Here is a 12,349-nt window from a genome sequence, read left to right on the forward strand (position 1 = left end):
CATTGTGCACACTATAAACGCGTTCCAGACAGCCGCAATCTCACTTTTGAGCCATTCAAATTGGAATCGCGCCGCCATGGCGTCGCACGGGTGACAGATCCTCGACTTTGTGTCGAAGATCTCCATCGTCGGCCGGGATTAAAGAGGTGGCCTCCGACGATGCCGCGAGCGCGGTTGCGTCGGCGGGCATTTCAGGGCCCAGGGCGGCAGTCGCCGAGCCGTCGGCCACCTGGGGTTCCGGCGCCAACGCAGCCATCCCGGGTGCTCCAGAAGAGGCATCGGCACGCGCCGCGACCGCTTCCCCGATGTCTGCGCCGGGCTTGGTCACGCCACCGATGATCCGCTCGAGCATGCCCTGGACATCGTCGCTCGGCAGGAGGGGTCCGTAGCCCGGAACGCCGCCCGGGACGTTCCAGTCATAGGCGTATTCCCGCGCTTCGCTGACGTAATCGCGAATGCTCGGATCGAGCGACCACATCCGCCGGAGCGCCGCGTTCCGCAGGACACGGGGCACGCCCTCGCGCAGGAACTGCGTCAGGTCGGTATCGATCCCGACCTCGTCCAGGGACGGAAGCTGCGCGATCTCCTCCGGGGTGAGCGCCTCGCCCGTGCCTTCCGTATGGTGGTCGGCAACCTTGCCGTCCGGCGTGCCTGAGGTCTCGTTCGGAGGGGCGTCAGGGCCGTCCAGCGCCGCCGGCTGCGGCGGACCAGAGAGCTCCGCCTCGCGCTCCGCGACGTCGCGCTTCCGGCGGGACCAGCGAGACAGGAAATCGCCCCCGCTCATTCGCGCTCTCCGGTCGATCTCGCCGGCATGTTCTGCCGTGCGAGCGCCTCCGGATCCGCCCTGTCGCGCTTGCGCTTCTCGAACCTGCGCTCGATGTGGAAGGCCGCGATGAATTCGGCGATCGATGCCTGCAGCGTCTCCGGCATCGGCACCGGCTCGACGATTTCCCCGATGCCCTCGGCCAGCGCCTCGCCCTCGTAAGGGTCGGCCGTGACGCTGGCGATCTCGTACGCCTCGCCGGCGATCTGGCGCAGCGACACCCACAGGCTCGGACGACCGGAGACCAAGTTGTCTCGGTAATGCGCGGTCTCGCTGATATGGAGCCGAACCTCGTAGGCACCGGCGTAGAAGGTCTCCTCGTCCTCGGTGGTCGCGAGCCGCGTCCAGGGCGCGACCGGTGGCACGGCCGGCAGCGCGCCGACCGGGAGCCATTGGTGGGTGACCCAGGGATTGTTGAGGCGGCGCTTGGCCACGATCACCCCAACCTGAAACCGGTCCGCCGGCGTGGTTTCCACGATGAACGCTCCGCTCAGGCGTGCCCGGATGCCAGCGGCAGACCGGCGACGAGGTTCTGGGGCTTGAGGGTGACGAGCCTGCCCGTGTTCATGGCGAGCAGGAGGTAGATCGGGTGACCCGCAACCTTCGGGTCAACGCGCGACGTGTCCAAAAGGGTCATGCGGAACAGCGCGAGCACGCGCGTCGCGGCCTCGGGCTCGATGCTCTCGCCGCGCCAGAGCGCGTTGCCGATGCGGGTCGCCTCGGCGTCGAGCCCGACGAACCAGCGCCAATCCCGATCCTCGATCCGCGCCAGCGGCTCGACATGCGCCTCGAGCCCGAGGAGATGGCGCAGCCACGCCTCAATCGCGCGGGCGAGACCCTCGCGGCTCTTCGGGTTGGCGGACATGTTCAGCGCCATCGTGAAGGCATCCGAGCGGCTCCAGTAGGTCCAGGCCGTCTCGTCCGTCATCACGTCGAGTTCGGAGGCCGGCTCGTGCCCGAACATCGCCATCAGGGGCGACTGGGCCGCGCCGGCGGCGCGCACCTCGACGATCTCGGCGTCGGCGAGGAGGGTCGCCCCGTCGCTGAGCGAGATCCGCTGGGGGCGGAAGAACAGCTCCGCCGCCCGCAGCACGTAGGGGTCCTCGCAGCCGTCGAGGGCGTTGCGCAGGATCAGGTGGACGAGCTGGTTGAGAAAGAGCGGAGGGGTGCCCGCGAGGTTGCCGCGCACGAGATCGAGATAGGCCGCCTCGATCGAGCGTGCCGCGAGCAGCCGGTCGCGGAAGGCGAGGATCACCTCCCAGTTCTCGGCGGCATCCGGGTCGGCGAGGGCCGCGATCTCGGCCCGCGACACCGGCCGGCGGGGATCGGCCAGCAGGCTCGCGTGCAGCGCCCGCTCGGCCGCGCAGGCCTCGTCCGGCGGGATCAGCTCGGGCCGGGCGAGATAAGCGAGCAGGAGTTCGTCCGTGACCGCGAGGCCGCCTCCGGCGGTCCGCCCGGCGAGGTGGTGCCCGCTCGAAACCCAGAACTCGGTCATTCCCGCCCCTTGTCCATCAGTCCGAGGAGGTCGACCGTCTCCTCGGGCTCGTCGTCGGTCTCCACGAAGGTGAAGGCGCGGGCATGAGCGTGGAGCCCGTCGGCGGCGGGGGTGGCGACGCGGCGCTGCAGGGTCCGGAAGCGTTCCCGGAGGGCGCCGTCCGCGAGGCTGCGGTTCATCGCGATGACGGTGTTGAGGGGCGGCGCGCAGAGCGAGGCCGCCACGGCGATTTCCTCGCGGGCGGCGGCGCGCGCGGTCTCGAGGTCGGGGGCGCCGAGCCGCTCGCGGATGTGGCGCGCGAGCGCGGCGACCGCGGCCTCGCGCTCGGCCTCGCTCGCCTCGCTGACCACCACGAGGGTGGAGAAGCCGAAGGATCCGACGCCCACGAAACCGGACCGGAAGGCCGCCCGCTCCTTGGGAGAAAGCGCTGACGGATCAACGTCGTAGAACAGGAACGAGCCGGTCACGGCCCACTCGCCGGGCTCGGCCGGATGCGCGAAAACGAAGGTGTCGGATGGGTCGAGGCGCAGGGTCCGGAGCAGCTTGAGGGCACTCACAGGCGGGGGCTCCCGGTCTCGGGATCGCACCAGGCGACGGCCTCGAGAGCGGGCCGGAGGAGCAGGGTCCGGGCGCCCGTGATGCAGTCGCCGGTCTCGGTAATGGCGCAGGGCGCGGCGTCGCCGGAGAGGCGCGACAGGTAGGCGTCGGCGAGGGGCGGGAAGCCGTCCTCGCCCCAGATCGCGAAGGCGCGCATCAGGAATTGAGCGGAACATTTCATGAACGATCCGCGATCTTCGACCGGGAACCCCTCCTCCTCGATCGAGGTCGAGTCCGGGGTCAGGCCGGGATCGCCCGCGTGGCGCTTCGAGACGATCAGGGTCGCGCCGAACACCAGCCAGTCCGGCACCGCGTCCTCCGCGCAATCCCGAGGCCAGGCGAGGCGGCCGCCGCCGAGGATCGCCCCGTTGAAGCGGACCACGTCCGGCCAGCCGAAGCGGATCGCCTTCTCGGGCGGCGCGAGGGAGCCGATCGCGTCGGCGAGCGCGCCCATGCAGACGAGGAAGGCCCGGCGGGCGGTGCGCAGGGGCTCGGCCGGAACGAGGACCACCGCGAAGGCGAGGTCGCGCCCGTCATCGGCGTGGACCAGGGTGCCGGCCGTCTCCGGGCCGGCGAGCGCGCAGGCCTGCGCGAACACCGCGCCGGGGCCGGCCGCCGCGACGCCCGTGAAGAGCGGCGGCAGGACGAGGGCGGTCCCGTAGGTCCCGCCGTGGGTCGCGTGTTCGGAGCCGGTCATGGTCTGCGTCGGGTAAGGCCTGCGCCCATCTGGGGAATCGCAGTTTGGACCTATTCGAGTATAAGGGGCCGGGACAAGCTCACGGAGGCCACAGGCCTGCCGTTTTGGGGATGACACAGTGTCCGACCGGTTGGTGTTCGCCTGCTCCTGCGAGACGACGATGGTGCTTGACGGCGACAGCCTCGGCAAGGGCTGCGGCGGGCGCCTTGAGACCGCGGACCAGCTCTGCGGGCGCGAGGTCGAGCGGTTCCGCGCCGGCCTGGCCACGGGCGTCCCCCTCACGGTCGCCTGCACTCTGCAGGCGCCGCTCTTCGAGGAGATCGCCGCGGAGGCGGGCGCCGCCGGCCGGGTGCGCTACGCCAACATCCGCGAGATGGCGGGCTGGTCGCGGGAGGGCGCGATGGCCGGCCCGAAGATGGCGGCGCTGCTCGCCGCCGCCGCCGAGCCGGCGCCGGAGCACCGCTTCGTCTCGATGGAGTGCGCCGGCGTCGCGCTGGTTTACGGCCGCGACGAGGCCGCGATCGAGGCGGGGCGCCGGCTCGCCGAGCATCTCGACATCACGGTGCTGCTGAGCCGCCCGGGCGAGGTCGCCCCGCCGGTCAGCGCCGAGTTCCCGGTCCTGCGGGGCACCGTCACGGCGGCCAAGGGCCATCTCGGCGCCTTCGAGCTGCGCATCGACGATTACGCCCTGCCGAGCCCCTCCTCCCGCGAGAGCCTGCGCTTCGGCGCGCCCCGCGACGGCGCGACCTCGACCTGCGACCTCGTGATCGACCTGACCGGCGGCACGCCCCTGTTCCCGGCGCACGAGACCCGCAGCGGCTACCTGCGCGCCGACCCGCGCGACCCGGCCTCCGTCGAGCGGATGCTGTTCGCGGCCTCCCACCTCGTCGGGACCTTCGACAAGGCGCGCTTCGTCGATGTCCACGCGGAGCTCTGCGCCCATTCGCGCTCGCGCATCACCGGCTGCACCCGCTGCCTCGAGGTCTGCCCGACCGGGGCGATCACGTCCGCCGGCGACCACGTGGCGATCGATCCCTATGTCTGCGCCGGCTGCGGCGGCTGCGCCGCAATCTGCCCGACCGGCGCCGCCGCCTACGCCCTCCCCCCCGCCGACGCGCTGATGCGGCGCCTGCGCGCGCTGATGCTCGCCTACGCGCAGGCCGGCGGGCGCGACGGGATCGTGCTGTTCCACGACGGCGACCACGGCGAGCCCCTGCTCCACGCCCTCGGCCGCTTCGGCGAGGGGCTGCCGGCCCACGTGCTGCCGGTCCGGGTCAACGAGGTGACGCAGGTCGGCCCCGAGGCCTTCGCGGCGCTGCTCGCCTACGGGGCGGCCGGCGCCCAGGTGCTCGCCCGGGCCCGGCCGAAGCACGACCTCGCGAGCCTGCACCGCACCGCGGCCCTGGCCGACACCCTGGCGCGGGCGCTCGGCTACGGCGCCCCCGAGGCCGGCCCGATCGTCGGGGTGATCGAGACCGACGACCCGGATCTCCTGGGCGAGGCCCTGCGCGCCGCGCGGCGCGGCACCCCCGCCCGCGTCCCGGCCGGGTTCAGCCCGGTCGGCGACAAGCGCAGCGTCCTGCGGGTCAGCGTCCGCGAGATGCACGTGGCGGCCCCCGCCCCGGTCCCGGTGGTGCCGCTCGCGGCCGGCGCGCCCTTCGGCGGCCTCGATTTCCGCACCGAGGCCTGCACCCTCTGCCTCGCCTGCGTCGGCGCCTGCCCGACCCACGCCCTCTCGGACAGCGCCGACCGGCCGCTCCTCGCCTTCGAGGAATCGCTCTGCGTCCAGTGCGGCCTCTGCGCGGCGACCTGCCCGGAAGACGTCATCAGCCTGAAGCCGCAGGTCGATTTCGCCGCCTGGGCCGAGCCGCGCCGCATCGTCAAGGAGGAGGCGCCCTTCGACTGCATCACCTGCGGCAAGGCCTTCGGCACCCGCAGCACGATCGAGCGGGTGATCGAGAAGCTCCGGGGCAACCACTGGATGTTCGCGGGCGCGGCCGGCGAATCGCGCATCCGCGCCCTGATGATGTGCGAGGATTGCCGGGTCGAGGCCGCCTACAACGAGGGCTTCGACCCCCACGCCATGCCGGAGCGCCCCAAGCCCCGCACCAGCGAGGATTACCTGCGCGAGCGGGCCGGGAAGGCGAGCGAGACGGCCTGAGGGCCGTGCCTTCGCAGGCCCGGCGGCCTCCGAGGGCGCGCCGCCCGCGCCGTCAGGGCGTGCGGGTCGCCTTCTCGAGGAAGCGCACCAGCGCCGCCCGGTCGGCCGCGCTGTTCACCGTCTGCTCCGGCATCTTGGTGCCCGGGGTGTAGCGGGACGGCCCGACCTCGAAGAGCCGGGCGATGGTGTCGGCGTTCCAGACGATGTCGAGCTTCTTCAGGGCCTCGGAGAAGCGGTAGCCCTCCGCGGTGGCGATGCGCCGGCCGAAGACGCCGCTCAGCGTCGGGCCGGCCCGGTTGCCGCCCTCCGGCGTCAGGCTGTGGCAGGCGGCGCAGGCCCGGAACACCTCGGCACCGGGCTCGCCGGCAAAGCGCGCCAATTCGTCGTGCGGGCGCGCCATCGCGAGGCTGCCGATCGGCGCGCCGTTGCGCATGTCCCAGCGCCGGATCAGCCGGTCGCCGCCCCCGGTGACGAGTTCGGCCTCCGACCGGAAGGCGAGCGACCAGACCGGCAGCCCCGGGCCCACGAGGTTGAACACAGGCCTGGCGGAGGCGCGCTCGACGATGGCCACGGCCCCCCCGATGGTCGCGGCGGCGATGCGGGCGCCGTCCGGCGAGAGGGCGACCGCGATGATTGGATTCGGGGCGAGCTCCAGCTCCGCCCGCAGGGTGGTGTCGGGCCGGAGGATGCGCAGGGTCGCGTCCGCCCCGGCGGCCACGATCTCGCCGTCCGGCGCGACCGCGACCGTGTTGAGGGGGCTCGGCAGGGTGACGATGCGCGGGGGATCGCCCTCCCCCGGCCGCGCCCAGATCCGCAGGGTGGCGTCGTAGCCGGCGCTGACGAGGCGCCCGTCGGACAGGAACGCCACCGCGTTGACGTTGCCCTTGTGGCCCTCGAAGGCCACCACCTCGCCGCCCGCGAGGGGGCGAAGGCGGGCCGTGCCGTCCCAGGAGGCGGAGGCGAGCGCGAGGCCGTCCGGGGAGACCGCGAGGCCGACGACGGGCCCGGCATGCTCGGCGAAGACCCGGATCGGCGCCGCCGCGCCGGGCTGCCAGACCGCGATGCGGCCGTCCTCGCCGCCGGTGGCGAAGCGCCCCCCGGGCAGGATCGCGACGGCGTTGACCGCGCCCTCGTGGAAGCGGAGCACCTGGTCCGCCGTGCCGGCCTCAACCGACCACAGGATCGCGGATTGGTCGAAGCTGCCCGAGATCGCCCGGGTCCCGTCCGCCGTCACGGCGAGCGCCCGGACCGGGCCGCCATGGCCGCGCATCTCGGCCCCGGCCGGAACCGCCAGGCAGGACAGGAGGACGAGGCAGGACAGGAACGAGCCCGCGCGCGGGCGGAGGCGGATCGGCGGCATGTCGTCTCGAAACGGGGTCGCGTCGCGGGACCATAGCGAGGCCGCTGCGCCCTGTCGCCCGGCGGATCGGCGCGGGATCGGCCAAAGGTCGATGCGAGGGACGGCCGCCGCGCGGGGCGGGATGGCCCGGTCCGGCGCAACCCCGGTATCGAGGGCGGCCCTTGATCGCCGGCCCGAGATGGCCCAATCCCGGGCCCTCGAACACGGGAGGGCGCGATGGCGAGGGCGAGTTCCGCGGCCCTGATGCCGCTCGACGAGGCCCTGGCGCGCCTGCGCGACGGGCTGGCGCCGGTGACGCCCTGCATCTTGCCCCTCGCCGAGGCGGTCGGGCGGATCGCGGCCGCCACCGTGACGGCGGCCGGCCCGCTCCCGCGCGGACGGAGCAGCCTGCGCGACGGCTGGGCCGCCGTCGCGGCCGAGATCACCGGCGCCTCCCCGTACGCGCCGGTCCCCCTGCCCCGGGCCCCGGCCTGGATCGAGGCCGGGGAGGCCCTGCCCCCCGGCCACGACACCGTGCTGCCCGCCGAGGCGATCGCGGCGGCCGGCCCGGGGGCCGAGGCGGTGTCGGACGCGCCCGCGGGCGACGGCACCCGCCCGGCGGGGGGCGACCTCGCGGCCGGGCAGGAACTGATCGGCGCGGGCGCGCGGGTCACGGCCCTGCGCGCCCTCGCCCTCGCGGAGGCGGGGCTCGATACCGTCGCGGTCCGGGTGCCGCGCGTCGCCCTGGTGCTCACCGGCGCCGGTCGCCGGGCCGGGCCGGAGGCGCGCGGCGCCGCGCTCGCGGCCCTCGTCGGGCGGGCGGGCGGGCGCGTCGCCTCGGTCGCCGACGCCGCGGGCGGGGTCGCGGACTGGGCCGATGCCCTGGCGGCCGCGGAGGCCGACGCCATCCTGGTCGTCGGCGGAACCGGCTTCGGCCGGGCCGACCACGCCGCCGACGCCCTCGCGGCGGCCGGGCGCCTCGACGGCCACGGCCTCGCCCTGCGCCCCGGCGAGACGGCCGGGTTCGGCCGCATCGGGGCGACGCCGGTGCTCCTGCTGCCCGGCCGCCCGGAGGCGATGCTGGCGGCGTTCCTCGCCCTGGCCCGCCCCCTCCTCGCGGTGCTGGCCGGCGCCCGGCCCGAGCCCGCGCGCCGCGCCACCCTGCGCCGCAAGGTCACCTCCGGGATCGGCCTCAGCGAGATCGTCTTCGTGGCGGGAACCGAGGAAGGCGCGCCCCTCGACGCCGCGACCCCCGACGTCTTGACCCCCGACGTCTTGCCCCTCGGTGGTGCCGAGCTTGCCCTCGGGCGGCTCCTGCTGGCACGAGGGGCCATCCTAGTGCCGCCGGAGCGGGAGGGTTATTCCGAGGGGACCCCGGTCGCGATCCTGCCGCTCTGACCCTGCGAGACCCCGTTCCCCCCACGATGACAGCCCCGTGAGCGACCCCCGCCCGATCCCGCCCGATCCCGCCTTCCGCGATCGCCTCGCCCGCGTCGCCCGGCAGGAGCAATTCCTCACCGTGCTGTCGCGCGAGGACGCCCTGGCGCGCTTCCGCGCGGCGGTGCCCCATGCGAGCCTTCCGGCGGAATCGGTCGCGCTTTCCGAGGCCCTCGGCCGTGTGCTCGCCGAGGACATCGCCTCGCCGATCGACGTGCCGCCCTTCGACCGTTCCCTCGTCGACGGCTTCGCGATCCGCGCCGCCGACACCGAGGGCGCCGGCGAGGGAAGTCCCGTGCGCCTGACCTTGAATGCCGAGATCCTGGCCTGCGGCACGCCGCCGTCCCTCGCGGTCGGCCCCGGCACCGCGACCCCGATCGCCACGGGCGGCGTCATCCCGCGCGGGGCCGACGCCGTCGTGATGGTGGAGCGGACGGAACTCGTCTCCGAGGAGCCGCCGACGATCGAGCTGGTGCGGGGAGCGGCGCCCGGCCAGTTCGTCGGCAGCGCCGGCGCCGACATGGCGCTCGGCGAGACGGTGCTGCGGCGCGCGAGCCTGGTCACCGCCCGGGAGATCGGCATGCTGGCCGCCTGCGGCCTCGCGCGCGTGCCGGTGGTGCGCCGGCCCCGGGTCGCCGTGCTGTCGACCGGCGACGAGCTGGTGGCGCCGGGCGAGCCCCTGCGGCCCGCCGCCATCTACGATTCGAACGGGGCGATCGTCGCCGCCTCCGTCACCGAGAACGGCGGCGCCCCGGTGCCCCTCGGCATCGTGCCGGACGACGAGGCGGCCCTCGAGGCGGCGATCCGCGAAAGCCTCGGGGCCTGCGACCTCGTGGTCCTGTCCGGGGGCACCTCGAAGGGCGCCGGCGACGTCTCGCACCGGATCCTGTCGCGCCTCGGCGAGCCCGGCATCCTCGTCCACGGCGTCGCGCTCAAGCCCGGCAAGCCCCTCTGCCTCGCGGCAGCGGAGGGCAAGGCGATCGTGGTGCTGCCGGGCTTCCCGACCTCGGCGATGTTCACCTTCCACGAATTCGTGGTGCCGCTGATCCGGGCGCTCGCCGGCCTGCCCCCGCGCGAGGAGGCGACGGTTGCGGCGACCGTGCCGCAACGCCTCGCCTCGGAGCTCGGCCGCCTCGAATTCGTGATGGCCTCCCTAGCGCCGGGGCCGGACGGGCTCGTGGCCCTGCCCCTGCCGAAGGGCTCGGGCTCGGTCACGGCCTTCTCGCAGGCGGACGGCTTCTTCGCGGTGCCGGCGAACCGCGCCGGGCTCGAGGCGGGCGAGCGCGTCACCCTGACCCGCCTCGGCGCGGGGGTGAGGCCCCCCGACCTGACCATCGTGGGCAGCCACTGCCTCGGGCTCGACCGGCTGGTCGGGCGCCTCGCCGAGCGCGGCCTGCGGGCCCGCACCATCTGGGTCGGCTCGTCGGGCGGGCTCGCGGCCCTGAAGCGGGGCGAGTGCGACCTCGCGGCCATGCACCTCCTCGACCCGGCGAGCGGCACCTACAACGAGCCCTTCCTCAGCCCCGGCTTGCGCCTCGCGCCGGGCTGGCGCCGGATGCAGGGAATCGTCCATCGCCCCGGCGACCCGCGCTTCGCCGGCGTCTCCGCGCAGGCCGCGGTGCGGGCCGCACTCGCCGACCCGGATTCCGTCATGGTCAACCGCAACACCGGCTCGGGCACCCGCCTCCTCGTCGAGGGCCTGCTCGCGGGGGCCCGTCCGGCGGGCTACTGGAACCAGCCGCGCTCGCACAACGCGGTCGCGGCGGCGGTGGCGCAGGGCCGGGCCGACTGGGGCGTGGCGATCGAGAGCGTGGCCCGCGCCTACGGCCTCGGCTTCCTGCCCGTGACGCGCGAGCATTACGACCTCGCCTACCGGGAGGACCGGCGCGACGGCCCGGCGCTCGCCGCCTTCCTGGCGCTCCTCGACGAGCCCGAGACCGGCCGGGACCTCGCCGCGCTCGGCTTCAGCCGCGACGGGGAGGCCTGAATGGAGCGGGACGCGGAGCGGCCCATGCGGGTCATCGGCCTCGCGGGCTGGAGCGGGGCGGGCAAGACCACCCTCCTCGCCAGGCTCATCCCGGCGCTGACCCGGCGCGGCCTCCGGGTCGCGACCCTGAAGCACGCCCACCACGAGTTCGAGATCGACCGGCCGGGCAAGGATTCCTTCGTCCACCGGGAGGCGGGCGCCGGCGAGGTGATTATCGCCTCCTCCCGGCGCTGGGCCCAGATCCACGAGCTCGGCGACAGGCCGGAGGCGAGCCTCGCGGACCTCCTGCGCCGCCTCAGCCCCTGCGACGTGGTGCTGGTCGAGGGCTTCAAGCGCCAGCCCCACCCGAAGCTCGAGGTGTTCCGCGCCGGCAACGGCCGGCCGCCGCTACATGGCGGGGACGACCGCATCGTCGCGGTGGCGAGCGACACGGGCTTCCCCGACGCGGGCGTCCCGGTGGTGGACCTCGACGATGTCGGGGCGATCGCCGATCTCGTGCTCGACCGGGCCGAGCCGATCACCGAGGTTCTGGAAAGGCTGGACCGGCATGGCGCAGCTGACTGACGATTGCTTCGCCTTCGGCGGCCCCCTGATGAGCGTCGAGGAGGCGGTCGCGCGCATCGGCGAGCGCCTGCCGACCCTCTCGGGGACCGAGACCGTGCCCCTGGCCGAGGCCGACGGGCGCATCGCCGCAGCCGACCTGCGCGCCGCGATCGACCTGCCGCCCTTCATGAACTCGGCGGTGGACGGCTACGCCGTGCGCTTCGCCGACCTCGCGCAGGCCGGCGAGACGGTGCTGCCCCTGCGCGGGCGCCTCGCGGCCGGGGCCTCGGCCGAGGGGGTCGGGGCGGCGGGCGCGGCCGTGCGCATCTTCACCGGCGCGCCGATGCCGGGGGATGCCGACACGGTGTTCATGCAGGAGGACGTGCGCCTCGAAGGCGACCGGGTCGGCCTGCCGCCGGGCCTGAAGCGCGGCGCCAATTGCCGGCCGGCGGGCGAGGACCTGGCGCGCGGCGGCGTCGCGATCCCGGCGGGCCGGCGCCTGACCCCGCAGGACCTCGCGCTCGCCGCCGCCGTCGGCCTCGACGCCCTGCCGGTGCGCCGGCGCCTGCGCGTCGCCCTCTTCTCCACCGGCAACGAACTCGCCGAGCCCGGCGCCCCCTTGGGGCCGGGCGCGATCCACGATTCGAACCGGATCCTCATCGGGGCCCTGCTGCGCCGCCTCGGCGCCGAGGTCAGCGACCTCGGCATCCTGCGCGACGATCCGGCGGCGCTCGGCGCGCGCCTGCCCGAGGCCGCCCGCAGCCACGATCTGATCCTGACCTCGGGGGGCGTCTCGACGGGCGAGGAGGACCACGTCAAGGCCGCGGTCGAGGCGGCCGGGACCCTGGTGTTCTGGCGCCTCGCGATCAAGCCGGGCCGGCCCGTCGCCATGGGGGTGATCGGAGGCACGCCCTTCATCGGGCTGCCGGGCAACCCCGTCGCCGTCTACGTGACGCTGCTCTTCGTGGTGCGGCCGATCCTGGCCCGCCTCGGCGGCGCCACCTACGCCCCGCCCCTGCCCCAGCCCGTGCGGGCGGCCTTCCCCTACAGGAAGAAGACCGGCCGGCGCGAATACGTGCGCGTCAGCCTCCGCCGCGGCGCGGACGGCGCGCTCGAGGCCGTCAAGCACCCCCGCGACGGGGCTGGGGTGATCACCTCCCTCACCGAGAGCGACGGCCTGCTCGAACTCGCCGACGATGCCCGCGGCGTCAGCGCGGGCGACACCGTCGCGTTCTACCCGCACGCCCTGCTCTGGTGAGGCGGGTCGGAC

11 protein-coding genes are annotated in these 12,349 nt (G+C 74.7%); 5 read left to right on the top strand and 6 right to left on the bottom strand.

Annotated elements, in window-relative coordinates; genetic code table 11:
- Nucleotides 1-55 precede the first annotated feature (55 nt).
- The 5 genes from F6X51_RS21095 to F6X51_RS21115 are packed head-to-tail and all read right to left on the bottom strand — an operon-like array spanning nt 56 to nt 3,612.
- A complete protein-coding gene (locus F6X51_RS21095; RefSeq protein WP_150965649.1) occupies nt 56-784 on the bottom strand; it encodes a DUF3306 domain-containing protein in 729 nt (242 codons plus the stop codon).
- Nucleotides 781-1,299 carry a DUF3305 domain-containing protein gene (locus F6X51_RS21100; protein WP_150965650.1) on the bottom strand — a complete coding sequence of 173 codons (519 nt, stop codon included), beginning with the start codon at nt 1,297-1,299 and terminating at the stop codon, nt 781-783. The genes F6X51_RS21095 and F6X51_RS21100 overlap by 4 nt, the downstream gene beginning before the upstream one ends.
- Nucleotides 1,300-1,313: 14 nt before the next feature.
- Entirely contained in the window at nt 1,314-2,318 is a 1,005-nt protein-coding gene (locus F6X51_RS21105; protein WP_150965651.1) for a DUF6352 family protein, read from the bottom strand.
- The gene (locus tag F6X51_RS21110; RefSeq protein ID WP_150965652.1) at nt 2,315-2,875 is read right to left on the bottom strand and encodes a DUF6505 family protein; all 561 of its coding nucleotides are present in this window, start codon (nt 2,873-2,875) and stop codon (nt 2,315-2,317) included. The genes F6X51_RS21105 and F6X51_RS21110 overlap by 4 nt, the downstream gene beginning before the upstream one ends.
- Entirely contained in the window at nt 2,872-3,612 is a 741-nt protein-coding gene (locus F6X51_RS21115) for a biotin/lipoate--protein ligase family protein (protein ID WP_150965653.1), read from the bottom strand. Before F6X51_RS21115 ends, F6X51_RS21110 begins: the two co-directional genes overlap by 4 nt.
- Before the next feature lie 160 nt (nt 3,613-3,772).
- On the opposite strand from F6X51_RS21115, the gene F6X51_RS21120 reads away from it, so the two are divergent.
- The gene (locus F6X51_RS21120) at nt 3,773-5,773 is read left to right on the top strand and encodes a 4Fe-4S binding protein (RefSeq protein ID WP_150965702.1); all 2,001 of its coding nucleotides are present in this window, start codon (nt 3,773-3,775) and stop codon (nt 5,771-5,773) included.
- Between the two features lie 52 nt (nt 5,774-5,825).
- Here the strand turns inward: F6X51_RS21120 and F6X51_RS21125 are convergent, their stop codons facing one another.
- The gene (locus F6X51_RS21125) at nt 5,826-7,133 is read right to left on the bottom strand and encodes a c-type cytochrome (RefSeq protein ID WP_150965654.1); all 1,308 of its coding nucleotides are present in this window, start codon (nt 7,131-7,133) and stop codon (nt 5,826-5,828) included.
- 216 nt (nt 7,134-7,349) lie between these two features.
- Between F6X51_RS21125 and F6X51_RS21130 the strand changes: the two genes are divergently transcribed.
- The 4 genes from F6X51_RS21130 to F6X51_RS21145 are packed head-to-tail and all read left to right on the top strand — an operon-like array spanning nt 7,350 to nt 12,337.
- Nucleotides 7,350-8,510: a molybdopterin-binding protein gene (locus tag F6X51_RS21130; protein ID WP_150965655.1), complete on the top strand. Its 1,161-nt coding sequence runs from the start codon at nt 7,350-7,352 to the stop codon at nt 8,508-8,510.
- Nucleotides 8,511-8,547: 37 nt separating this feature from the next.
- Nucleotides 8,548-10,536, top strand: coding sequence for a molybdopterin biosynthesis protein (locus F6X51_RS21135; protein ID WP_246696931.1), 1,989 nt, complete (start codon nt 8,548-8,550; stop codon nt 10,534-10,536).
- A 24-nt stretch (nt 10,537-10,560) separates the two neighbouring features.
- Nucleotides 10,561-11,100, top strand: a complete 540-nt coding sequence (gene mobB, locus F6X51_RS21140; protein WP_150965704.1) for a molybdopterin-guanine dinucleotide biosynthesis protein B — start codon at nt 10,561-10,563, stop codon at nt 11,098-11,100.
- Nucleotides 11,084-12,337 (top strand): molybdopterin molybdotransferase MoeA, encoded by a 1,254-nt coding sequence (locus F6X51_RS21145; protein ID WP_150965656.1) that lies wholly within the window; start codon nt 11,084-11,086, stop codon nt 12,335-12,337. The genes mobB and F6X51_RS21145 overlap by 17 nt, the downstream gene beginning before the upstream one ends.
- Nucleotides 12,338-12,349: the final 12 nt, after the last annotated feature.

It is taken from the genome of Methylobacterium planeticum (genome assembly GCF_008806345.1).
In the GTDB taxonomy this organism is placed as follows: domain Bacteria; phylum Pseudomonadota; class Alphaproteobacteria; order Rhizobiales; family Beijerinckiaceae; genus Methylobacterium; species Methylobacterium planeticum.

Excerpts from the sequence above, each read along its gene's own strand:
- F6X51_RS21095 (WP_150965649.1), bottom strand. The coding sequence starts at position 784 with ATGAGCGGGGGCGATTTCCTGTCTCGCTGGTCCCGCCGGAAGCGCGAC.
- F6X51_RS21105 (WP_150965651.1), bottom strand. The coding sequence starts at position 2,318 with ATGACCGAGTTCTGGGTTTCGAGCGGGCACCACCTCGCCGGGCGGACC.
- F6X51_RS21115 (WP_150965653.1), bottom strand. The coding sequence starts at position 3,612 with ATGACCGGCTCCGAACACGCGACCCACGGCGGGACCTACGGGACCGCC.
- F6X51_RS21120 (WP_150965702.1), top strand. The coding sequence starts at position 3,773 with ATGGTGCTTGACGGCGACAGCCTCGGCAAGGGCTGCGGCGGGCGCCTT.
- F6X51_RS21125 (WP_150965654.1), bottom strand. The coding sequence starts at position 7,133 with ATGCCGCCGATCCGCCTCCGCCCGCGCGCGGGCTCGTTCCTGTCCTGC.
- F6X51_RS21130 (WP_150965655.1), top strand. The coding sequence starts at position 7,350 with ATGGCGAGGGCGAGTTCCGCGGCCCTGATGCCGCTCGACGAGGCCCTG.
- mobB (WP_150965704.1), top strand. The coding sequence starts at position 10,561 with ATGCGGGTCATCGGCCTCGCGGGCTGGAGCGGGGCGGGCAAGACCACC.
- F6X51_RS21145 (WP_150965656.1), top strand. The coding sequence starts at position 11,084 with ATGGCGCAGCTGACTGACGATTGCTTCGCCTTCGGCGGCCCCCTGATG.